The sequence below is a fragment of the Parabacteroides sp. Y3-G-102 genome (assembly GCF_023656845.1).
GTDB lineage: Bacteria > Bacteroidota > Bacteroidia > Bacteroidales > Tannerellaceae > Parabacteroides > Parabacteroides distasonis.
Window position 1 is genome coordinate 98,529 of the sequence record NZ_JAMOKU010000006.1, and the last position, 22,549, is coordinate 121,077.

The window sequence follows — 22,549 nt, forward strand, 5'->3', positions numbered from 1 at the left end:
CTATTCTTTTTTCGCGTTCAGGGAATTAAATGTGAGGTAAGCGATCATGACAAGGTACATGACAACCGCTAGTATCTCGGCGGCATTGCTAGATGCCCATTCCTCGTTCATCAAGTTGATTCCGCCGAAGCGTAAGGCCGCGCTGACCACCCCCATCAAGGCACCGCCGGCGATAAAGCCGGAAGCCAGTAACGTACCTTTCTCCAAGCGGGCTGAGTTCAAGCTTTGGTCTTTGCTACGGCTTCCTACATACCAACTGATCGCTCCACCGATCAAAAGCGGCGTATTCAGGTCCAAAGGAATAAACATACCCAAGGCGAATGCCAACGCCGGTATCTTGCAGAAGTTCAATACGATGGCGAGGACGGCTCCGATCGCGTATAAAGCCCAAGGTGCCCCCGAACCACTCATCAACGGCTCGATAACGGCGGCCATAGCGTTCGCTTGCGGAGCGGCCAATTGTCCGGTCGTGAAACCGTACGTCTGGTTCAATATCAAGATCACGCCTCCTACCGTAGCGGCAGAAACTAGTGTGCCTAAGAATTTCCAAGTCTCTTGCTTGGCGGGTGTGCTCCCCAGCCAATAGCCGATCTTTAAGTCGGTAATGAAACCTCCCGCCATGGAAAGCGCCGTACAAACCACGCCTCCGATAATCAGGGCGGATACCATGCCGGCCGGCCCTTTCAACCCTACGGCGACCAAGATGATGGAGGCGAGGATCAACGTCATGAGCGTCATGCCCGATACCGGGTTCGTCCCTACGATAGCGATAGCGTTTGCCGCTACGGTCGTAAACAGGAAAGCGATCACCCCGACCAGCAATAAGCCGATGGCGGCATGGAACCAATTATGAAGTACGCCGAACTGGAAGAACAGGAAGGTGACGATCAGCGATACGATGATACCGATCGTTATCACTTTCATCGACAAATCCTTTTGCGTACGTATAGTATTACTCTCCACAGCGTCTCCTTTTCCTTTCAACTCGTTCGCCGCCAAGCCTACGGCTCCCTTGATGATTCCCCAAGAGTTGATGATGCCGATCACCCCGGCGGTAGCGATACCTCCGATACCGATGTGGCGGGCGTAGGTGGTGAAGATTTGCTCGGCGCTCATGCTCCCGACGGTCGCCGTGATAGCGTCATTGCCGAACGTAAGTACGTCGGCGCTGAAAATGGCGGACATGGCGGGGATGATCACCAGCCATACCAAGAATGAACCGGCGCAGATGATCAAGGAGTATTTTAATCCGATGATGTAACCCAGACCTAGCACGGCAGCGCCCGTATTGATTTTCAATACAATCTTGGCCTTCTCTGCCAGCATCTCACCGGCTCCGACGATACGGGTACTGATCGTCTCGCCCCACCAACCGAAGGTGGCGATGATGAAGTCGTACAAACCACCGATTAATCCGGCGAATATCAAGGGCTTCGCTTGGCTTCCGCCTTTCTCGCCGGAGACGAGTACTTGCGTGGTTGCCGTAGCTTCCGGGAAGGGATACTTACCGTGCATATCGGATACGAAATATTTACGGAACGGGATTAATAGCAAGATCCCGATGATACCTCCTAACAAGGAACTCATGAAAACCTCGAAGAAATTGACCGTGATCTCCGGATATTTGTCTTGCAGGATATAAAGGGCGGGCAAGGTGAAAATGGCCCCCGCTACGATCACGCCGCTACTGGCCCCGATAGACTGGATGATGACGTTCTCTCCCAAGGCGTTCTTTCGCTTGAATCCGCTGGACAACCCTACGGCGATGATTGCGATCGGGATGGCGGCCTCGAATACTTGACCGACCTTCAGGCCCAGATAAGCGGCCGCCGCGCTGAATATCACCGCCATGACCAATCCCCAAAGGACGGACCAAGGCGTAACCTCCGGATAGTGTTTGTTGGGAGACATAAGAGGCTTGTAGCTTTCCCCTTCTTTTAATTCTCGGTAGGCGTTTTCTGGCAGCCCGGTTACCTTTTCTTCATTTTCTGGTTTCACGATATTAAAATGTTAGATTATTAGTTCGTAATAGCTCCACCAAACGGGTGTTGGGTGACAAATTTATGTTTTCTGGCTGAGACATGCAAGGATTCTTTAGAATAGTTAGGGCAACCGTACCCAAATTATCTATATGAATTCTTGCCCAGTAGCGTATGAATTCTTGTTCGCATGCTGTATAATTCTACAAACCACGGCGTGATCTGTACAGACCAAGTCGTGGAATATACAAATCACGTCGTGGTCTGTACATCCCACGGCGATCATTTGGAAATAGATCAAGTAGTAAGTATGTTTGTATATGGCAAAAAGAATGTTTATTACTTGAGGACATGAACAATTATACCTAGAGCAGTTATAGTTGTACATATCAAGCAAGAGATGTGCGACTTGAATGGGATGGGGGAGAAGCCGAGTAAATAATTTGAGGTTTATCGTTAATTCGTAAATTCTTTCTATTTTTGTAGTCAAATACAGAAAGTAGATGAATCAAAGATATCCTTCAGCCTTGTTGGAAAATGCCGTGAATGAATTGGCTTCCTTGCCGGGGGTGGGGAGGAAGACAGCGCTCCGGCTAGCGCTTTATATGTTGCGCCGGGACGTCGGCTATACGGAAAACTTCGCCGCGGCCTTGGTTGCCCTCCGTCGAGACGTGAAGTACTGCAAGGTCTGCCATAATATATGTGATGATGAGGTTTGCTCTATTTGCGCCAACCCCAGCCGTGACCATTCCTTGGTTTGCGTGGTAGAGAATATCAAGGAGGTGATGGCGATAGAGAATACCGGGCAATTCCGTGGCGTATACCATGTGTTGGGCGGGATCATCTCGCCGATGGATGGTATCGGACCGGGCGACTTGCGTATCGACAGTCTGGTGCGACGTGTGGCCGAAGGTGAGGTGAAAGAGATCATCTTGGCGTTGAGCACTACCATGGAAGGCGATACGACTAACTTTTTTATTTACCGGAAGCTATCCGGTTACGATGTGAGGATCAGTGTCATCGCACGTGGCGTATCTATCGGTGACGAGATCGAGTATGCCGACGAGATCACCTTAGGACGATCCATTATCAATCGTACCGAGTTCAATCTCACCTCTTCTAATTCATAAATCATAACTCATAATTAATATCCGGAATGACCTACGAAGAAACCAAGTTGTCCGTTATCATCGTTAACTATAATGTGAAGTATTTTCTGGAGCAATGCCTCTATTCTGTCCGTGCCGCCGTAACGGGGATGGACGCCGAGGTGTTCGTGGTGGATAATAACTCGACGGATGGATCTGTCGAATATCTCCGGCCTAAATTCCCGGAGGTGGTTTTCATTGAGAATAAAGATAATCCCGGTTTCGCCAAGGCTAATAATCAGGCGATTCGCCAGTGCACAGGGGAATACGTGTTATTGCTGAATCCCGATACCGTGGTGGGAGAGGAGAGCCTCCGCAGCCTGTGCTTCCAGATGGATGAGGATCCGGAGATCGGAGCTATCGGCGTGAAGATGCTGAATGGGCACGGGGTATTCTTGCCGGAGAGCAAACGGGCTTTCCCTTCGCCTTGGGTGTCGTTCTGCAAGATATTCGGTCTTTCAAAGCTGTTTCCTAACTCTCCTGCATTCGCACGTTATAGCCTGCCGTATCTGGATAAAGAGCAGACGCATAAGGTGGAGGTGCTGGCGGGTGCGTTCATGTTGCTTCGCCATGAGGCGTTGGATAAGGTCGGCTTGTTGGATGAGTCGTTCTTCATGTATGGGGAGGATATCGATTTGTCTTATCGGATCGTGTTGGGAGGCTATAAGAACTTGTACGTGCCGGAACGGATCCTGCATTATAAGGGGGAGAGTACGAAGCATGGTGACTTGAGGTACATAAGGGCTTTTTACGGCGCCATGTTGATTTTCTATAAGAAATATTATCCGGGGTCCGGTTGGTTGATGCGGATACTGATCCGGTTGGCTGTCCTGCTGAAAGCTTGCTGGGCGACGATTTCAGCCCCTCTACGCAAGAAGGCTAAAGCGGTTAAGCATCGCCGCCTTTTGATCTTGTGTAGGGAGGATCATTTTGAGGAGGTAAAGGCCGTTTGCCTGAAAGCTATGCCGGATCTGGAATTCGTGAATCTCTGGGATTTGGACGTGGAGCGTGTGATGGATGCTATCTGTCGCAAGAACCAGATGAAAGGCTTTACGGACTACGCTTTCTGCTTCCCCGATGCCCGTTACGAGCAGATGCTCTTGTTTATGGACAAGCTCGTGAACAAGAAAGCGGTTTTCCATATATATACGAAGAAGAGTGGTCGGCTTGTTTAAGTAATCCTTGGGTAAATATGTTGTTGTCGAATGATAGAGTCCGTTTGAGGGCATTGGAACCAGAGGATCTGGAGTTGTTGTATCGTTGGGAGAATGATCCGGAGTTATGGGAAGTAGGGAATACCTTGGCTCCCTATTCCCGTTATATATTGAAGGAATATATAGCGGGTAGCGACCGGAGTATCTATGAGTCTCGCCAACTTCGCTTCATGATCGAGGATTGCGATACGGGGACTTCCGTGGGGATCGTGGACTTATTCGATTTTGAGCCGCATCCGAACCGGGCGGCTTGCGGTATTATGCTGGACCGTAGGTATCAAGGACGTGGCTTTGCTACGGAAGCGTTAAGACTATTGATGGAATACGCTTATACGTTTTTGAAGCTTCATCAACTTTATGTGCATATTCCCGTGGCGAACGAGCCTAGCAAGAAATTATTTACCCGTCTGGGATTTGTCGAGGCGGGGACGCTTAAGGACTGGATCAGGACACCGGATGGTTATTCCGATGTCTGCATAATGCAGTTAATTTAAATACGGGTCCTTCGGATATTTTGTCCAAGTTTTATAATCATTGCCTAATAATTCTACGGAATCTTTCCAATAGCCCTCCCCATCGGCAGACAGGATATTATCGGTGGTGATATGGCTTACGGCCCACGAGTTCCGTTTGATTTCATGGTTTAATTGCCCTTCGGTCCATCCGGAGTATCCCAAGAAAAACTTCACTTTCCCATCGATTGGGTGCCCGTTGAGGATGTATCGTTTCAATGCGTTGAAATCCCCGTCGAAATATAAATAATCATTGATCTTTAATGCGTCCGGAATGATATTATCCCCTAAGGAATGAATAAAGAACAAACGGTTGGGGCTGACCGGCCCCCCCAGATAAATCGGTATCTCCGGAAATTCGGCAAACTCCTTGAAAAAAGAGTTTACGATAAGATCCGTTTTTTTATTCAAGACAAATCCCATCGATCCGTGTTCCGTATGCTCTATTAATAATACGACGGAACGTTGGAAATAGGCATCTTGTAAAAAAGGCTCGGCAATCAGAATACTTCCTTGAATAGGAAGGACATCGTTATGTGTTATTTTAAATATATTTTTATAAGATGCCATGATCGTGAATGTTAGGTTGTTACTAATTCACCGACAATATAAGGCGTTTTTTAATAAGAAGCAAATGAAAAGCCCGGGATTCAAGTTAATAAACGTGAACCGACCGGGCTTATTGTTAATTTATGCTTGATGATTTTCCTCGAATAATCTCAGTCTTTCGTCCAGCAAATCATATTGGTGATCTTTTATGAAAGAGGTACAAGCCCGTAGTCCTTGTTGGTTACTACCTGTGGTACTTAATGATATGGCGCTTACTCCGTAATAAACCAGCTCTTCCATCAATTGTCCGCCGGTCATTCCCGGGTAACCGATCGTGAAATAGAAACCGTCGGCTATCGGTTGGTCCAGATCGTGATCATAAACGATTGTGAAACCATGATCCGTAAAAATCTTCTTTAGTTTCTCCGCACGACGTCCGTATTCTTTCACTTGCGAGACAAAGTCGAACGTACCGTCCGCGGCGGCCTTGAACATGGCGGCTAAGGCGAATTGGGCCGAGTGGCTGGTTCCGGAAGATAGGGCGTATAAGACACGGTGGATATATACCGTACCGAACGTACCGCCTCCATAACGCTGAGTCAATCCCGGATAGGAGCGATGGTAAAGTTTATTGGAGATCGCTGTCACGCCGATACGCTGTCCGGCATAGCTGAACGCTTTGGAACCGGATATCTGCATGATATAATTATCGGTATAACGGGCTACGCTCGCTTGGTAAGGAGGCTCGAAAGGACATCCGAGGTCCTTGCGGAAATCCATGGCAAAATAGGCGAGATCTTCTATGACAATCACGTCGTATTTGTTGGCCATATCGCCGATGATCTTCAACTCCTCATCGGTGAGGCAGAACCAAGCCGGATTGTTCGGGTTGGAATAGATCATCGCGGCAATGTTGCCTTTGGAAAGATGCGCTTCCAAGGCCTCACGCAATCGCTCGCCACGGTATTCGTATACGTCGAACGACTCATATTTATAGCCCATAACGGCTATTTGCTGTTTCTGCACGGGGAATCCGGGGTCGATAAACAAGATGGTGTCTTTTCCCGGCGTACATTGTCCGGCCGTAAGGAAAGAGGCGTATGTGCCCTGCATGGAACCGGTTACGGGTACGCAACACTCCGGGTCTATATCTATATTTATAAACGCCTTGATAAAGCGGGAAGCTTGCTTTTTCACTTCGGGAGTTCCGTTGATGTTCGGGTAGATAGACGCTATACCGTTACGAAGGGCTTCGATCTCAGCGTCTACGCCTACTTGAGCGGCTTTCAAGCCCGGTACGCCCATTTCCATATGGATGAACTCGGTTCCCGTTTCTTGTTCCAATTGCGTGGATATGGCAACTACCTCCCGGATAGTCGCTTTCCCAAAATCGGGAAGTCCAAAGCCATCGATAATCCGTCTGGCTGTCTGATAGTCTACAGGAGTATTTTTCATGCTAGTGTTAATTATATATGGGGGACAAAAGTATGAAATTTATCGATTTGTTCTAATTTTTTCATCCTAAACTATTGCTAATTCAAAAAATCCACCTATCTTTGCACCGCAATTCAACGGAATAGCGATAAAGAATAACACTTTGGTCTGGTAGTTCAGCTGGTTAGAATACATGCCTGTCACGCATGGGGTCGCGGGTTCGAGTCCCGTCCAGACCGCTTTTTATTTCTCCTTCCTCTTTTTAAATTTTCCTTTAATACATATTTTAGTACGATATCATCCGGTTCGATGGATTTTGCCTGATGGCATGAGGTTGTTATATTGGGAATGTTTATCTTTGAGACCAATAAAACAGATAGCCTTATGGAGAATCTAATAAAGATCGATACCGTTGATCAATACAACAAGATGTTTGGCTTGGAGACGTTGCACCCATTGGTGAGCGTGGTAGATTTATCCAAGTCCGAGACATGGCCTACTAATTTCCGGGTTAATTATGGTATATACGGACTTTTCCTGAAAGATACGAAATGCGGGGATATTCGGTATGGGAGGCAATATTATGATTATCAAGAAGGAACCGTAATAGGATTCGCTCCCGGGCAGGTGACGGGTATTGAGCTTAAGGATGGGACCCGGCCTTTGGCGCATGGGTTGCTTTTCCATCCGGACTTGATCCGTGGTACGGCTTTGGGACGGGACATCAAGCGTTATTCTTTCTTCTCCTATGAATCAAACGAGGCGTTACATCTCTCTGAGGAAGAGAAGGGGATCTTCGTGGATTGCCTGAGGAAAATCCAGATCGAGTTGGAGCACTCCATCGACAAGCATAGCAAACGGCTGATTGCGATGAATATCGAGTTGCTGCTCGATTATTGCCTGCGTTTTTATGACCGTCAGTTTACGACCCGTGCGGAGACGAATAAGGATGTGTTGGTGAGGTTCGAACGATTACTGGATGAATACCTGCAAAGCGATCTGTTAAGACAGGAGGGGCTACCTACTGTACGGTATTTCGCCGAGAAGATTTGTTTGTCCCCGAACTATTTCGGTGATCTGATCAAGAAAGAGACAGGGAAAACTGCCCAAGAAAATATACAAGACCGGATTATTTCCTTAGCGAAAGAATGGATATTAGGGACAAACAAGACCGTCAGCCAAATCGCTTACGACCTAGGATTCCAATACTCCCAGCACTTCAGCCGCATATTCAAGAAGACCGTGGGGTGTACCCCGAATGAATATCGGAAATCCCAGATGTCGTAATCGGTGTTACGGGTTATTGGATGTATTTTATGACCTTGGCGGGAACACCTCCCACGATGGCATTGTCCGGTACATCTTTAGTAACTACCGAGCCGGCTCCGACTATAGCGTTCTCGCCAATGGTTACGCCGGAGAGGATCGTTGCGTTCGAGCCTACCCAGACATTCTTTTTCAGAACGATCGGGGCAGGGTAGGTAGTGCTCCGGTCTTCGGGGGCGAAGCCGTGGTTGAGGGTGGCAAAGACCACGTTATGCCCGATCTGGCAACCGTCGTCCAGTGTCACCCCGCCAGGATCTTGAAAATGACAGCAAGCGTTGATGAAAACGTTCTTGCCTACCGTGATATTCTTCCCAAAATCCGTATAGAACGGGGGGAATACACGAAAAGACGGATCGACCGGCTTATTAAACAAGCGGGATAACAGCTCACGGATTTCCTCGGGATCGTGATATGAGCCGTTTAACTCGAATGTCATGCGTCTGGCCTCATCGCTCATCTCGTTCATAAACTGATGGACCTCGTCTCCTTTAAGAGGCTTTCTTGTCTCTACATACTTCAAGAATTCGTTTAGTGTCATAATTGCTATTTTAATAAGTTCTACTTCTTGGTTTGTTTATCCCTTTTCGATTGCAACGGCAAAGATCGATGAAATCCGGAGAAACTTTTGTAGATGGATTACAGGTATTATGACCTAAATTACATTCACTGATTCTCCAAAGCCTTATATTTCTCGATTAGTTTCTTGACCGTGACAGCGTCTGAGACCTCTTGCTTATAGGTAGTCGGGTTATAATAGGCCTCGAGGAAACTGTCTGCACCGGACCAGACTGTCTCGATAATTCCTTGGAAATGGCGAGACATTTCCGGATTTGAATGCTGGCGGAAATGGATCATATCATCTACCTGTTGAAGCGCTATCTGAGGTTTACGCCAAGGGCATGTAGCAACGTCGAAGCCTTTCATGGCAAAGTAAACAGCGGTCTGCTCGGCACGCTCATAATGCCAGTCGCAGATAAAGACATCTTTCGGGATCAAGTCGATCGCACGGTAGGTATTGTTCATGCTAGCTTCCCAAGCGCCGATCCCGGTAGTCTTGCCATCGATCAGGCGGTCTCCCCATATCATCAATCGTTTGCCTTGTGAGGCTAAGTGGTTTTGTATTTTAGTGACCTCACCGGCATATAACTCAGCCTTGTCATGTCCGCCACAACGGACGCAACTATCATGTCCGATATAAAAGACCTCGTCCATCCCTGCATGGAATAATTGAGTCTCGAAAACATCCGTCAACTCGTCTACTAAAGCGAATACGATTTTATGTACTTCCGGATGAAGTGGGCAGTAACTTTTACAATAAAGCCCGTCTGAGTTGGGCCAACCCGTATAGTTCTTGGTATCCACGTGTGGCGTCTCGTCGAACTCCGGATACTCACGTAATAAAGCGTAGGTAGTCTCAGCCCATGATTGATGCCCCAAGAGATTGATCTGGGGAGCGATACGTATTCCGTTATCCCGGCAAACCTTTACGATCTTTTTCACATCCTCTCGTGTGAGTGGGGTCGGATCCCTCAGTTCTGGATGGGACTCATAGGCATAATTCCAGTCTACCCGTAGAATCAACAAGTTGAAATGACTGGGAGCCAGTTCCTCTTGGACGAACTTCAAGAATAGATCCAACTTCTGCGCGGATGGAGCGGCGATGGCCAAGCCTCGTACGGGCATGATACTATCTAAACGGTTTGTCTCTGATTGGGCGGAAACTTGGGCCGAACCTATGGCCCATATAAGCAAGAATAGTCCGATAATCTTTTTCATATAGTGATATGTTTTAATGTTTAAATTTTTAATTTGATGTACGCTTTCGAAGATCATCACGCATATCGTGACGGCCCGGAGGATGTCGATGGCTATGTTACGTTGCGTAAAATCTATTGGTTGATCGCTCATAATATATTTAGACTAAAGGTGAATTTAATACAAGACAAATATAATCAATAAGAGACATATCATTACATTTGTGCCTTATAAATATGAATAATAATTAAAAATGATAGACATGATAAGACGATTGATTTATTGGGTTCTCCTACTTTTCGTTTGTATGGGCGCCCATGCCCAATTCCGGGTGACAGCCCATCAAGAGGGTTGGGACCGGATTCCTCCGCAAGCGCAAAAAGACGGCTTTTGGTTTCAACAATCCGTTTTAGCGAATATGGATGATGATGCCGCTATGGAAGAGGTCATGCTTTTCGGGCGGGATAATGGGCATTACCCTACTTTCGACCTGTTTAAGTTTTATTACGTGATCGTGGATAATTATACGAAAGAGATCCAATATATATCGGATGAGATCTATGTGACGGATAAATATGCGCTTACAGTGGAGGATCGCAATAATGACGGGATCTCCGAGTTATATATCGATTATTTCAAGGATGGGAAGTTTACGGTTGATGAGCGAGGATATAATTTGCGAACCACCCGTTGCTACGACCGTATCGAATGGAGCCCCGAGAGTGAAAAATTTAACCCCCAACAACCATGAGAAAGTATATCTATTTTATAGCGCTTATCTGTTGCGCCTTATCAGCCTCAACCTCTTACGCCCAGAAAAAGGTGATAAAAACGATGATGATCGCCGGGCAAGATGGTAGTCATTATTGGCGAGGTGCTTGCGAGGCCATGAAGCAGATTTTAGAGAACAGTGGAATGTTTAAGGTGGATTTCGTCTTTACCCCGAATTTCGGAGGAGATATAAATACCTTTAAGCCCGATTTCGCTAAATATAACTTGGTTGTTGTTAATTACGGAGGTGAAGTCTGGCCCGAGCCTGTCCAAAAAGCTTTCGAGAACTATGTAGCGGATGGTGGTGGGGTCGTGATTATCCATTCCTCCGTGGTACCTATGGCCGGTTGGAAAGCGTACAACGAGATAATCGGCATGCGAGCTTGGGAGGGGCGAAACGAGAAAGACGGTCCTTACCTGTATTGGAAAGAGGGCAAATATGTATACGATTATACACCCGGTTATGCGGGTTATCATGGCTTGCAGCATGAGACGATCCTAGAGCATCGTGCGCCGGAGCACCCTATTTTGAAAGGTCTGCCTATAAGATGGAAACATTTTAAGGACGAGATTTATACCCGCTTGCGTGGTCCGGTACGGAATGTGGAGATATTGGCTACCGCTTATGAGCGTGGACGCCATGAACCGTTGATGTGGACGGTGAAGTGGGGGAAGGGGCGTGTCTTTGTCGATCTGTTGGGGCATTGCGGCAATGACCCGAATATGATTTACTCGATGGAGTGTACGGGTTTTCAGGTAACCTTACTAAGAGGGGCTGAATGGGCAGCCACCGGGGAAGTGACGCAAGAGGCCCCTCGGGATTTCCCATTGGAAGATACCTGTACGCTCCGTCCGGAATTCAAGGCTCCTTTCCATGCGACGAATTAAATGCCTTAATAAGATGGTGTCTTTCGACAGAATAATCAAATTGACAAATTGTAAAGTTAAGTCCCGGAGAATCGATTTTTCCGGGACAAAGTACGGCTCGCTCCTAAATACGCAAGAAAAAATCAGTAATCGTTTGTTAAATAGATAGATGTCAAAAAACAGCCTTTCATTCTAGCGAAATTAGTTCATCGTAATTCATATCTTATGGGTTGTTTGGGCTATCTCATAGGGTTACGCTGGGGAAATGATAGGGTTATGATGCCTATTCATGACAGTTCATAACCCTATTCATGACTGCTTTCGATGCCCAACGTGACTATTGGCGTTGCCTAACACGACTAGTTGCGTAGGCTTTCATGACCTATCGTGTATAAAAAGCGGCCTTTTTGAGTAAAAAGCGCCATATATAGCTATCCTCTTTCCTCTACTTGGCAATCTCTCTCAAAAGGTTGTGTTACAAGATACGCCTTATATCTATTAAAAAGACAGGATTAGATCGTATATTTGTCATCTCGCTTACTCGTCATACGAGATATTCCCTAATTCCTTAATCTTCGAATCTCCGACTTGATGCGTGAATAACTCGATCAATTGAGCGGGCGTTAATGTCATCTGAGGCGAGAACTCGGAGGAATCCATATAACTTAATAAGCTATGGTATAATTGACGGGCCTCCGGGTATTCTTGTTGGGTTTCCAAGTCTGTCATACAGATTAATAACTTGCCCGGGCCGACATTGAATTCTTGGATCATCCCTAATTTATGGTTACGCTCCACGTTATCGATCACTTGTACGATCGGCCTGTAATTATTCGGAAGCTGGTCTAGTATCAACGGATGGCTATTCTTTATCATCGTGAACCATTGCCAGTTTGTATGGAAATCCGTCGGGAAATGAGCGAAAACCGGATGAGAGGGATTCATTAATAATCCGAGGGTACCCGGAGAGACCGGTTTCTTTACCCATTCGCAGATGGACTTAAACATCCGGTAATTCCAGTAATCTGTCTGGAATAATCCTTCTACCGTCACGTTCTTGTAAGTCTTGGCATCCGGGAACCACAATACTTTCGCCCCGTTCGCCAATAAGTTCTCGGCCTGTTTATCCCATTTCTTAATAACATTGATATCCGTAGGGATTTGCACGTTATTATGTTCCGGATAAATCCATAACGGATAATGATTGTGATAATCCGTGCCCTCGATCGCCAGCCGTAAAGTATAGGTCTCAGCCTCTTGAATGGCAGGTAAAGCGATATTTAATGGGCCTACCTCGGCCAACGTACCTTGATTGATTTGCAGCGGTATGTTGTTTTGGGCGATTACTTGATCTTGACTATTCGTCAAGGTCCAAGTTAGATGTTTCCCTTTTAAAGTGGTAGGTGTATAGTTCGCTACCTTGATGGAGCCTTTGAGCGCCTCATTCCCAGAGTAACAGAATTTAGGAAGGAGAGCCAGTAATACGACATCATCGCAAGACTCTTTCCATTCCTTGGCGGTTATCAAGCCCTTATTATCCATAAAAGCGTCCAAGATACCGACTAACGCCGTGCCCTGTCCCGGATAATCCTGTAAATCCAATAATTGGAAGCCGGCCATTCCCGGAGTACGGAACGCCATTTCCATCTCGGCCCGGTAAAGTTGCGCCATCCATTTACCGGAAGCCTTGAAGAAATCATCCGCTTGTCCGGCCATACCGGACTCGCCCAGTCGTTTGCGGAATATCTCCAGATTCCAAGGTTTTAGTGCCCCGGTATATTTCTTGATTTCCTCATAATTCGGATAACATTGGAATTGCCCGGTCTCATGTCCGATGATAGGCAATGAACATTGTTCGATAGCGGATTCGAAATTCATGACCGAGTTTGGATAGGTATGGTTGATATAACCGCCATCCTCCGCATCTGCGAAAGAGAAGGAACCCCGGGTATGGTTGCTGAATACGTTAGCGCCGGGGACTCGACAGGTCGTGAAGTAATCGTCACCCGCCGCAGGGCCGTTGAAGCCTAGATAGTCATTCGATCCAGATGCGTATAAATGCCGTCCGTTCTCACTACGGAAACGGGCGATCATGTCTACCATCGCTTCTTGATCCCCGGAAAGCTCGTTGCCGATCGCCATCATGACGAAAGAGGCGTGATTCCCGTAAGCCTCCTGTATTTGTAATCCTTCTTTGGTGAGGAAATGGATCAAAGTGGTATCGCCCTTTTCCATCTTTCCCCAGAAAGGTAGTTCCGGTTGGAGGTAAAAACCTTCGATATCGGCCGCCTCGAAACAAGCTTTAGGAGGACACCATGAATGGAAACGGCAATGATTGATACCGTATTCCTTGGCGATGCGGAAATAGCGTCTCCATGCTGCGGTATCCATCGGTACATGGCCTGTAAGCGGAAATACGCAAGCATCGTGTTTTCCACGAAGGAAGGTGGTCAATCCGTTGATGTTGAATTGTGTTCCTTCTGCTTTGAAATCTCTTAATCCGAAAGTAGTACTTTGGCTATCTTGGATATTCTCTCCTTGGATGTTCGCGGTCAAGCGATACAGGGTAGGGGAGAACTCGCTCCATTCCAAGGCGTCATCACCCATCGGTATTTGGAATATGATCTCGTCTTGTTGAACTACGATATTCTTATTGAATTGGATATGGTGCTCTAAGCCTGTGTTGAAAGCCTCCATCTCTATTTGAACGGCGGCTACGATCATTTGCTCGAATGGATTTGAAAGCTTTATTTTTACGTCCACCGTTTTTTGATCCGCATGTGGATATACTTGTATCCGGCGGATATGGAATTGTGGACGGGCTTCCAATTTCAGGTCTCCGATAATACCGTTCCAGTTTGTCTGCGTGGATTCCGTATAAGCGTGTGAATTGTCCAATAATTGGGGTGGAACGCTCAAACCGTTATCGACTAGAATAGTCAAGTGATGCTTCCCAGCCCGGAGATATGTGGACAGATCGTATTCTTGAGGGGTGGAAATATGGTCGGATGAACCGACATATATGCTATCTACCCATATTTGGGTCGGTTTTGTTCGCTCCAAGATTAACCAAATGCTCTTGCCTTCCCAATTCTCTGGAATCGTGATCTCTTTCTGATACCAAGCCTTACCTTGATAGCGGAAGGGCCTAGACAAATGAGTTGTCTCCTCCTTATCATTGTTAGGGTATCCTTTTTGGTTGGTGTCCGTGGTACCCGGTAATTGAACTTGCTCGGTGACATCTGTTGAATCCAATCGTAATTCCCAGCAACCGGCAAGCGATAATTCCTCTCTACTCTCTTTGGGAGTTTGGCATGCGAATAGCATGAGCATAAGTGGAATACTCCAAAATCTCTTCATGGTAATGTTTTTACTCTAAATATGGTTTACTTAATTAATAGTGTACAAAGGTAGTATTTTTGGCTTTTTTATTAAGGAGAAGATATGAAAAAAGAAGAAGATTTTGTTATGGGCCTGTCCATCTACATGGCTTGTCTGCGTGAGAAAAAACGGTATTCCACGGCGAAGAGTTATCAAGATGCCTTGAACTCGTTCAAGTGCTTTTGCGGTATGGAGGCGATTCCTTATGCCTATATTAATAGGAACAGGCTTTTGTGCTATCAGTCATGGTTGTTGGACAAGGGCCGTTCGTTGAATACGGTGTCCACCTATATGCGTCGGATTCGTCACATTTATAACTTGGCCGTGGAGGCGAACGAGGCTCCCTTTGTACCCAACCTGTTCAAAGATGTCTTCACGGGCGTTGAAAGCAAGCGGAAGAAGGCGTTGCCGCGAGAGATGCTGGAGCGTATGTTTAACGCCCCGTTGGGGGATCCGTCCTTGCGGCGTGTACAGTTGACCGTTCGGTTGATGTTCGCGTTCAGCGGGATAGCGTTTGTGGATCTCACGCATTTGAAATGGGAGAATATCCGGGATGGGATATTGCAGTATCACCGACAAAAGAGCGGATCTCTCATACAGCTGGAGATTCCCTCCGGGGCGTTGCGGCTGTTGGATGAGTTGTCCGCTTGTACGGCAAAGGAATCCTTTTATTTATTTCCTTTTTTGAGTGGAAGGAGAACCGGTGAGGCGGCCTACAAAGAATATAACAGGACCTTGTCCCGCTTTAACCGTGACTTGAAGTTGTTGGCGAGATCGACAGGCGTTACGCTTCCGGTCACCTCATATACGATCCGTCATTCATTCGCCTCGTTCTTGAAGGAACAAGATGTATCGATCGAGGTTATCAGTGAGTTGTTGGGGCATAAGTCTATTAAGACAACACAGATCTATTTGAAGAGCTTCTCGTTGGAACGTTTGTCGACAGTGAACCGGAATTGTTTTGAGAGCGTGTGTAAACCGATACCCAAAGTGGGGTAAGAGGCTTGCTACTTGGGAAGTAGCGTATTCTTTCACGGCGCAAAAGTAATAAAAAATAACAAATAACAAGCAATCATAAGGCTTAGTTTGTTCATTAGTTTGTGCTCCGACCTTGATTCTCCTTAAATCTTCGTTCTTATTCCTAGTGCATAGACATGGCAATAGAGACGAAATGATCTCGTATTTCCTACATCATCACGTCCCTTCCAAAAATCGAACATACATTCTTGTAGAGACGGGGCGTGCCCCGTCTCATCCCCTCAAGAGGGTAATTTAAAGATACTACCAGTCTGTGGGAGACGGGGCACGCCCCGTCTCTACAACTGGGTAATAACCATTCTCCTACCTTTTACGCTACTTCCCAAGTAGCTTAATATTTCAAGCGATGGTGATTTTCAGAAAAGCCATTTTTAAAGACATAAAGTGTTGTTTATCAGGAGTAAATACGGTGCTCTTGGTAGGGCTTTGAATTGTCGTGAGGCTTGAGTGGAGATCTTGATATAATCTTAGGAAAAGATAATCATAATGATGAATGTTTTGAGAGACGGTCGCTCGGAGAGGGGTACGGCGCGGGTTGGCAAGCGTCATGACCTGAAGACTGTACGCTGGTACGTGCTCACGCTTCCTACTACGGGTGTGGCACGACGCGACAGGATCAGCCCCGCTAAAAGCTTGGATGCCGAGCTTTCCCGGCGCGAGCGTCGTGGGGAGACGTTGTTCGAGTATTTCGCCCCCTCCTATGTGGAGGTGAGGAAGGTGGACGGAAAGATGGTAAACACGAAGCGGCCCCTGCTGTTCAACTTCGTGTTTATCCGGTCCTCCGTGGAGGAGATCTTCCAGATGAAGCGTACGCTTCCCCTATACAATTTCCTTCCCCGGGTCTCTTCCGGAGGCATGACTCATTTCCCTTATCTCTCGGATGACGAGATGGGTAATTTACGTTGGGTGGCTGAATCTTATTCCAACGAGCTTCCGGTGTACGTTCCTGACAGCGATCGCCTGCTAAAAGGTGATCGCGTGCGTATCACGTCCGGTTATTTTACCGGTATGGAGGCGGAGGTGGTGATCCAGCCGGGTGGCGGGCATAAAGATGTCATGGCGCGTATCCTCGATTGCATGTGGGTCCCCTTGTTGGAGGTGAAGCCGGGCGAGTATGAGCTGATCGAGCTGAACACCAAGGGCAAGCACGCCTATACCCATCTGGATAACGACCGTCTGCGGGAGGGCTTGCACGATGCCTTGGGACGTTACCATGCCTCCGGCAGCGTATCTGAGGAGGATACTCGTTTGGCCCGTGAGGTATTGAGATCCTACGGTTCTCTCCGTGCGGAGACGGACGTGATGCGCTGCAAGGTCTACTCGTCGCTCCTACCTACCTACAAGCTGTTAGGCGAGGAGGATGAGTTCGTACGCTTGTTCGCCACGATGCGAAGCATGCTCCCGTTGGTAAAGGCTCCGCAATCCCGTGCCTTGTTGCTGGTGACGCTCTACGGTTGCACGGACAGCGCCCTTTACCGGCAGATGGCGCACGAGGTTGTGGACCCGTGGCGGTGTGAGTCCTCGCCCAAGAAAAGCAAGTTATCCTTGATCCGCCGGCTGGACGATTACGATCGATGGCTGAGACACTAATAGAGTTGACAGTTTAAATCATAATTCAACAATCATAATTCAAAACATGTCTTCCCTTCCTTCCGGCGTTCGTTTGGTGCGGTTGCTGAACGAGCATTTAAATGATATCATGAGCCGCGAGCGTGCGAACCAAAACTTGATTCACCTGTATTGCACGGGGCCTTACTGGGTGGCATTTGAGTGCTCGGCCTATCAGTTGCGCCATGTATTCCCGGACAGCGAGATTACGCCAATGCGTTTGCTCGGCTACCCGTTCCCGGTGGTGATGGTGTCCGTTACGGATCGTTCGCTCCGCTCGTATGCCCGCAGGCACATCTTGCGAAGAGACGACATAGATTACAAATTATTAACAGCATCCCAACTCTCCCATGAGGACTACCAAGCGTGGCATGCCGGCGAGGTGAAGGGGTTGCCTTCATTAAGTGAGATCGTATGAGTGAGGTGCAAATTCTATTATTGTTATTACTGTCCGGATATCTGATCTCCGTGTCTTTGGGCATGGTGATCATCCCGAGGATCTTGGTGATCTCCCACAAGAAAAGACTGTATGATGTCCCGGATTCTCGAAAGGTACACACGACCCCGGTTCCCCGCTTGGGTGGCCTGTCGTTTTTTCCCGTGGTCTTGATGTCGTTTGCCTTGGTGATAGGCTTTCGCCTTTATCTGTGGCCCTCAGATCTGTCTAGCTTCTCGATCGAGATGCTCCATGAGTATCTTTTCTTGTTCGTGGGCATGACACTTCTTTATCTGGTGGGTGTCTGCGATGACTTGGTCGGGGTGGGTTACCGCTACAAGTTCATCGTACAAGTCGTGTCGGCCCTCCTGCTGGTGTTGTCCGGCAATTGGCTCGATACGCTGGGAGGCCTATTCGGGATCTATTCGGTCCCGGCCTTGCTGGGTGTGCCAGTCACGGTTTTCGCCGTGGTTTATGTGACAAACGCTATCAACCTGATTGACGGGATCGATGGTCTGGCCTCCGGTTTGTGCTGTATCGCCTTATCGGTCTTGAGCGTGTTCTTTTTCATTCAAGATCAATGTGTTTATGCCTTGCTCGCTATCTGTACGCTGGGAATCCTCATGCCTTTCTGGTGCTACAATGTCTTTGGCAATGCCAACTGCGGGCATAAGCTCTTCATGGGCGATGCTGGGAGTTTGACGTTGGGCTACGTGATCAGTTTCCTGATCATTCATTTATGCGTATCGAATAGTACCTCTACGGAGCGTTCGGATCCTTATTTGGTGATTGCCTTTTCCACGGTCTTGGTACCGTTGCTGGACGTGGTACGTGTGGTGCTGCGCCGCCTTCGTGAGCACAAGAACCCGTTCTTGCCGGACAAGAACCATTTCCATCATAAGTTGTTGCGCACGGGTATGCGGGTGCGGATGGTGATGGTGACGATCATTTGCGTGTCCGTTTTCTTTATCGCATTGAATATTGTATTGGCTAATCATTTGAATGTCAATTGTATATTATTTTTAAACCTGTCTCTATGGACGGTTCTTCACTTGCTGATCGATTGGCTGATCGCCCGGAATCGGCAGAAGAGGGAATCGGCATTCGACAAGAGGTTCTAGACAAGGAAAGCCGGGAAGGGCAATTCCGTCCTTCCTATAAATCAAAATACCATGAAGAAAGTATTGAAAGGCTGGCTCATCGATAATGCGGTGACCACCGACAACAAGACGGACAAGATCTTGTTACTGGCCTCGGCCGGAAGTTTAACTTTGGATGACGTGTTGGAGGAGATGTACAAGCAAGACACCGGTCTACGCCCGGAGACGATGCGTCACTCTGTGACCCTCTACCATCGGATAGTAATGGACTTGATCTTAAACGGCTATAGCGTGAACACGGGTCTGTTCCGTGCCGTCCCCCAGTTGAAAGGCGTGGTTGAGGGCGGCGTTTGGAACAAGGAGAATAATTCCATCTACGTCTCTTTCACGCAAGACAAGGCTCTGCGCGAGGCGATCGCCAAGACCGTGGTGGAGATCCTCGGCGAGAAGTCTAACATCATGTACATCCTGGAGACCGAGGATCGTAAGACGGGCTTGAAAGACGGCAGCGCCACTGCGGGTCACAACTTCTTCGTCCGTGGGGCGATGTTGAAAGTGGTTGGCGACCACGAGTCGGTAGGTGTTACGCTGACCGACTCCAAAGGTGCCACCACGAAACTGACGGATGACCAGATCACCATCAACAACCCTTCTTCGCTCACGTTGCTCCTGCCGGCTGATTTGGCGGAAGGTGAGTACACGCTGACTGTGACGACGCAGTATTCGAACTCCTACACGCTGAAAGTACCCCGCAGTATCAGTACCCCGATCTGGATTGGCGGCAAACCTGCTGATGGAGGCGGTGACAGTGAGAGTCCGGATGAGGTTTGATGATCTTATGAGCTAGTGGTTCTTTGTCCCAAGTGTTGAGACAGGTAATTCCCAAGGCATGGGAGTTATCAGTCCCAATGCTTGGGACAAATGAGGAATACAGAACCTTGTGTTAAATGAATTAAAGGAAGGAAAGAATGGAATCAATTTATCATCATACATCATTCAATGTTTTAAAGAGTATTGTAACCGATACCGGATTAAACTTTAGAGCCAGTAAATATAGTAACTATATAAATGGCGAGTATGAATGGATCAAGGATAAGGCGAATGTTGCGATTCAGGAGATGTGCGAGGAGCAGGGCGAACCTTTTGATAGTGATCCCAAAGAACATAATCCGGATGTTTTTTCAATGTGTTTACATGACAAAAGAGGAAAGGGAAGAAAAACAGCAATGAAACGTGTTTATGATAAATGCATGGTTGGGCCTGATAACTATCAAGAGGATTTGTCGGTCTGTACTTCTTGCCTCAAATAGGAAGAATTTGAATAAGAGAAGGAGTATAGGTATATGATGCCTAAATATAACCGGATCCTTTTTAGTATGATAAACAAATAACATATGAGTTAAGTGCGGAGAGTCGTGTGATGGGAGACTGCTTAGTATGGTTCTGTGAGAAAGGAAGGTTAAAGTTTCCCTCTCTTTACTTGACCTTGAAACATCTTTTTGATAATTGAAATATAGACGTACAAACTAATTAATATGCAAGCGATTATTTTAGCGGCGGGTATGGGAAAACGCCTCGGGGAATTGACTCGTAATAATACAAAGTGTATGGTGAAAGTTAATGGTACTTCCTTGATAGATCGTATATTAACTCAGCTTTCCCTGTTGGATTTGTCGAAAGTAATAATAGTTATCGGATATAAAGGGGATCTTCTACGTAACTATATTGGTCACAAATATAAAGGATTGAAGATAGAATATATAGAAAATCCAGTTTATGATAAGACGAACAATATTTATTCGCTTTCCTTGGCAAAGAAAGAGCTGCAAAAAGATGATACATTATTGATAGAATCAGATTTGATATTCGATGATACTCTTTTCCCGATGATTGTCTATAATCCATACCCTAATTTAGCGCTGGTAGCAAAGTACGAGACTTGGATGGACGGAACAATGGTTCGCTTGGATGAGGAGAATAATATTGTCAATTTTATTCCTAAGAAAGCCTTTAAATACGGAGATGTAGATTATTATTACAAAACGGTTAATATCTACAAGTTCAGCAAAGAGTTCTCCACTACGAATTATGTTCCCTTTTTGGAAGCGTATACTAAGGCTCTGGGCAATAATGAGTATTACGAGCAAGTGCTTCGGGTGATTACACTGTTGGATAAATGTGAATTGAAAGCCTTGCCTTTGCAGGGGGAAAAGTGGTATGAGATAGACGATGTGCAGGACTTGGACATTGCGGAAACGATTTTTGCCACAGAAGAAGATCGCTTGTCGCTTTATCAAAAGCGCTATGGTGGTTATTGGCGTTTTCCGAACTTACTAGACTTCTGTTATTTGGTCAATCCGTTTTTTCCACCTCAGAAGTTGAAGGATGAGTTGAAGGCTAATTTTGACGTGTTATTGGCTGAATATCCTTCTGGAATGCGTGTTAATTCGTTACTGATAGCTAGGTATTTTCATATTAAAAAAGAGTATGCCGTAATTGGGAATGGTGCGGCTGAGCTGATCAAGTCTCTTATGGAACAGATAGAGGGAAAGATTGGTGTCATATATCCGACGTTTGAAGAGTACCCAAATCGTTGCGATAAGGAACAGCTAATTTGCTTTACGCCGGATAATAGGGATTTCTCTTATTCTGCTTCCGATTTGAGAGCTTTCTTTTCTGATAAGCCTATTTCTACTTTGCTGTTGGTAAATCCTGACAATCCTTCTGGGAATTTCATTCCATACGCTGATTTGTTGGATTTGATAGCATGGGCACAACAAAGAAGAATCCGTATGGTGGTTGACGAATCATTTGTCGATTTCAGCGTAGGTTATGAAAATAATACTTTGTTGTGTGATGATGTATTGGAACAATATGAGAATCTGGTAGTGATGAAGAGTATTTCCAAGTCATACGGTGTTCCCGGTCTTCGTTTAGGCGTGTTGGCTTCGGGTAACATCGAGTTAATCAAGAAGATCAAAAGCGATATCTCTATTTGGAATATCAATTCGTTTGCCGAGTTCTATATGCAGATTTACGGGAAGTATGAGAGCGACTATAAGAAAGGTTGTGAAAAGTTTATCGCAGAACGCCAACGCTTTTATGAAGATTTGCGATCAATACCTTTCTTGCGTGTGATACCCTCACAGGCTAATTATTTCTTATGCGAGGTGACAGATAAATATAAAGCTACAGAACTTACACAACTCCTTTTGAAACATTGCAACATTCTTGTTAAAGACTGTAGCACAAAATCAGCCTTTGCTTGCAAACAGTATATTCGCTTGGCTATACGCAACAGAATTGATAATGCTTATTTCATAAAAGCACTTAACGAACTTTTGTAATAGAAATTGTTGTTCCACTGATTATTGATATACGGGGAAAATGCAATATCTCCGATTTGGGTAAATATACTTAATATCTATAAA

Annotated in this window: 19 protein-coding genes and 1 tRNA gene; 14 read left to right on the forward strand and 6 right to left on the reverse strand. The window is 46.5% G+C overall.

Annotated elements, in window-relative coordinates:
• Positions 1 to 1,998 (reverse strand): OPT family oligopeptide transporter, encoded by a 1,998-nt coding sequence (locus tag NBH16_RS04420; RefSeq protein WP_250788175.1) that lies wholly within the window; start codon positions 1,996 to 1,998, stop codon positions 1 to 3.
• A 484-nt stretch (positions 1,999 to 2,482) separates the two neighbouring features.
• On the opposite strand from NBH16_RS04420, the gene recR reads away from it, so the two are divergent.
• The 3 genes from recR to NBH16_RS04435 are packed head-to-tail and all read left to right on the forward strand — an operon-like array spanning position 2,483 to position 4,835.
• Positions 2,483 to 3,109 carry a recombination mediator RecR gene (recR, locus tag NBH16_RS04425; RefSeq protein WP_005868175.1) on the forward strand — a complete coding sequence of 209 codons (627 nt, stop codon included), beginning with the start codon at positions 2,483 to 2,485 and terminating at the stop codon, positions 3,107 to 3,109.
• A 26-nt stretch (positions 3,110 to 3,135) separates the two neighbouring features.
• On the forward strand, positions 3,136 to 4,302 hold the full coding sequence (locus NBH16_RS04430) for a glycosyltransferase family 2 protein (RefSeq protein WP_008771857.1): 1,167 nt from the start codon (positions 3,136 to 3,138) through the stop codon (positions 4,300 to 4,302).
• A gap of 17 nt (positions 4,303 to 4,319) precedes the next feature.
• Positions 4,320 to 4,835 carry a GNAT family N-acetyltransferase gene (locus NBH16_RS04435; protein WP_122145117.1) on the forward strand — a complete coding sequence of 172 codons (516 nt, stop codon included), beginning with the start codon at positions 4,320 to 4,322 and terminating at the stop codon, positions 4,833 to 4,835.
• Here the strand turns inward: NBH16_RS04435 and NBH16_RS04440 are convergent.
• On the reverse strand, positions 4,827 to 5,423 hold the full coding sequence (locus NBH16_RS04440) for a YqgE/AlgH family protein (RefSeq protein WP_005856219.1): 597 nt from the start codon (positions 5,421 to 5,423) through the stop codon (positions 4,827 to 4,829). The genes NBH16_RS04435 and NBH16_RS04440 overlap by 9 nt on opposite strands.
• Positions 5,424 to 5,543: 120 nt before the next feature.
• Entirely contained in the window at positions 5,544 to 6,857 is a 1,314-nt protein-coding gene (locus NBH16_RS04445; RefSeq protein ID WP_250788176.1) for a pyridoxal phosphate-dependent aminotransferase, read from the reverse strand.
• 144 nt (positions 6,858 to 7,001) lie between these two features.
• Here NBH16_RS04445 and NBH16_RS04450 point away from each other — a divergent pair.
• Positions 7,002 to 7,075 (forward strand) — tRNA-Asp (locus NBH16_RS04450).
• 145 nt (positions 7,076 to 7,220) lie between these two features.
• Complete coding sequence (locus NBH16_RS04455; protein ID WP_005868179.1) at positions 7,221 to 8,123, forward strand: helix-turn-helix domain-containing protein; 903 nt, start codon at positions 7,221 to 7,223, stop codon at positions 8,121 to 8,123.
• A 13-nt stretch (positions 8,124 to 8,136) separates the two neighbouring features.
• Here the strand turns inward: NBH16_RS04455 and NBH16_RS04460 are convergent, their stop codons facing one another.
• The gene (locus tag NBH16_RS04460) at positions 8,137 to 8,700 is read right to left on the reverse strand and encodes a DapH/DapD/GlmU-related protein (protein WP_250788177.1); all 564 of its coding nucleotides are present in this window, start codon (positions 8,698 to 8,700) and stop codon (positions 8,137 to 8,139) included.
• A 125-nt stretch (positions 8,701 to 8,825) separates the two neighbouring features.
• Complete coding sequence (locus NBH16_RS04465; RefSeq protein WP_229033163.1) at positions 8,826 to 10,070, reverse strand: family 20 glycosylhydrolase; 1,245 nt, start codon at positions 10,068 to 10,070, stop codon at positions 8,826 to 8,828.
• Between the two features lie 100 nt (positions 10,071 to 10,170).
• On the opposite strand from NBH16_RS04465, the gene NBH16_RS04470 reads away from it, so the two are divergent.
• Entirely contained in the window at positions 10,171 to 10,668 is a 498-nt protein-coding gene (locus NBH16_RS04470; protein ID WP_008780436.1) for a hypothetical protein, read from the forward strand.
• Positions 10,665 to 11,576 carry a ThuA domain-containing protein gene (locus tag NBH16_RS04475; RefSeq protein WP_250788178.1) on the forward strand — a complete coding sequence of 304 codons (912 nt, stop codon included), beginning with the start codon at positions 10,665 to 10,667 and terminating at the stop codon, positions 11,574 to 11,576. The genes NBH16_RS04470 and NBH16_RS04475 overlap by 4 nt, the downstream gene beginning before the upstream one ends.
• Before the next feature lie 516 nt (positions 11,577 to 12,092).
• Here the strand turns inward: NBH16_RS04475 and NBH16_RS04480 are convergent.
• Positions 12,093 to 14,915 carry a DUF8487 domain-containing protein gene (locus NBH16_RS04480; RefSeq protein WP_250788179.1) on the reverse strand — a complete coding sequence of 941 codons (2,823 nt, stop codon included), beginning with the start codon at positions 14,913 to 14,915 and terminating at the stop codon, positions 12,093 to 12,095.
• A gap of 84 nt (positions 14,916 to 14,999) precedes the next feature.
• Between NBH16_RS04480 and NBH16_RS04485 the strand changes: the two genes are divergently transcribed.
• The 7 genes from NBH16_RS04485 (at position 15,000) to NBH16_RS04515 (ending at position 22,465) form a co-directional block, all read left to right on the forward strand.
• The gene (locus NBH16_RS04485; RefSeq protein WP_011966452.1) at positions 15,000 to 15,935 is read left to right on the forward strand and encodes a tyrosine-type recombinase/integrase; all 936 of its coding nucleotides are present in this window, start codon (positions 15,000 to 15,002) and stop codon (positions 15,933 to 15,935) included.
• Between the two features lie 525 nt (positions 15,936 to 16,460).
• Positions 16,461 to 17,564, forward strand: a complete 1,104-nt coding sequence (gene nusG, locus NBH16_RS04490; protein WP_250788180.1) for a transcription termination/antitermination protein NusG — start codon at positions 16,461 to 16,463, stop codon at positions 17,562 to 17,564.
• 46 nt (positions 17,565 to 17,610) lie between these two features.
• Positions 17,611 to 18,000, forward strand: a complete 390-nt coding sequence (locus NBH16_RS04495; RefSeq protein WP_048927435.1) for a hypothetical protein — start codon at positions 17,611 to 17,613, stop codon at positions 17,998 to 18,000.
• A complete protein-coding gene (locus NBH16_RS04500) occupies positions 17,997 to 19,139 on the forward strand; it encodes an MraY family glycosyltransferase (protein WP_048927434.1) in 1,143 nt (380 codons plus the stop codon). The genes NBH16_RS04495 and NBH16_RS04500 overlap by 4 nt, the downstream gene beginning before the upstream one ends.
• A 51-nt stretch (positions 19,140 to 19,190) precedes the next feature.
• Positions 19,191 to 19,949 (forward strand): DNA-binding domain-containing protein, encoded by a 759-nt coding sequence (locus NBH16_RS04505; RefSeq protein ID WP_057327109.1) that lies wholly within the window; start codon positions 19,191 to 19,193, stop codon positions 19,947 to 19,949.
• 137 nt (positions 19,950 to 20,086) lie between these two features.
• Positions 20,087 to 20,428, forward strand: coding sequence for a hypothetical protein (locus NBH16_RS04510; protein ID WP_011966449.1), 342 nt, complete (start codon positions 20,087 to 20,089; stop codon positions 20,426 to 20,428).
• A 225-nt stretch (positions 20,429 to 20,653) separates the two neighbouring features.
• A complete protein-coding gene (locus NBH16_RS04515) occupies positions 20,654 to 22,465 on the forward strand; it encodes an aminotransferase class I/II-fold pyridoxal phosphate-dependent enzyme (RefSeq protein ID WP_011966448.1) in 1,812 nt (603 codons plus the stop codon).
• Positions 22,466 to 22,549: the final 84 nt, after the last annotated feature.

Coding starts and splice junctions, on each gene's coding strand:
- recR (WP_005868175.1), top strand. CDS start 2,483: ATGAATCAAAGATATCCTTCAGCCTTGTTGGAAAATGCCGTGAATGAA.
- NBH16_RS04430 (WP_008771857.1), top strand. CDS start 3,136: ATGACCTACGAAGAAACCAAGTTGTCCGTTATCATCGTTAACTATAAT.
- NBH16_RS04435 (WP_122145117.1), top strand. CDS start 4,320: ATGTTGTTGTCGAATGATAGAGTCCGTTTGAGGGCATTGGAACCAGAG.
- NBH16_RS04440 (WP_005856219.1), bottom strand. CDS start 5,423: ATGGCATCTTATAAAAATATATTTAAAATAACACATAACGATGTCCTT.
- NBH16_RS04445 (WP_250788176.1), bottom strand. CDS start 6,857: ATGAAAAATACTCCTGTAGACTATCAGACAGCCAGACGGATTATCGAT.
- NBH16_RS04455 (WP_005868179.1), top strand. CDS start 7,221: ATGGAGAATCTAATAAAGATCGATACCGTTGATCAATACAACAAGATG.
- NBH16_RS04460 (WP_250788177.1), bottom strand. CDS start 8,700: ATGACACTAAACGAATTCTTGAAGTATGTAGAGACAAGAAAGCCTCTT.
- NBH16_RS04465 (WP_229033163.1), bottom strand. CDS start 10,070: ATGAGCGATCAACCAATAGATTTTACGCAACGTAACATAGCCATCGAC.
- NBH16_RS04470 (WP_008780436.1), top strand. CDS start 10,171: ATGATAGACATGATAAGACGATTGATTTATTGGGTTCTCCTACTTTTC.
- NBH16_RS04475 (WP_250788178.1), top strand. CDS start 10,665: ATGAGAAAGTATATCTATTTTATAGCGCTTATCTGTTGCGCCTTATCA.
- NBH16_RS04480 (WP_250788179.1), bottom strand. CDS start 14,915: ATGAAGAGATTTTGGAGTATTCCACTTATGCTCATGCTATTCGCATGC.
- NBH16_RS04485 (WP_011966452.1), top strand. CDS start 15,000: ATGAAAAAAGAAGAAGATTTTGTTATGGGCCTGTCCATCTACATGGCT.
- nusG (WP_250788180.1), top strand. CDS start 16,461: ATGATGAATGTTTTGAGAGACGGTCGCTCGGAGAGGGGTACGGCGCGG.
- NBH16_RS04495 (WP_048927435.1), top strand. CDS start 17,611: ATGTCTTCCCTTCCTTCCGGCGTTCGTTTGGTGCGGTTGCTGAACGAG.
- NBH16_RS04500 (WP_048927434.1), top strand. CDS start 17,997: ATGAGTGAGGTGCAAATTCTATTATTGTTATTACTGTCCGGATATCTG.
- NBH16_RS04505 (WP_057327109.1), top strand. CDS start 19,191: ATGAAGAAAGTATTGAAAGGCTGGCTCATCGATAATGCGGTGACCACC.
- NBH16_RS04510 (WP_011966449.1), top strand. CDS start 20,087: ATGGAATCAATTTATCATCATACATCATTCAATGTTTTAAAGAGTATT.
- NBH16_RS04515 (WP_011966448.1), top strand. CDS start 20,654: ATGCAAGCGATTATTTTAGCGGCGGGTATGGGAAAACGCCTCGGGGAA.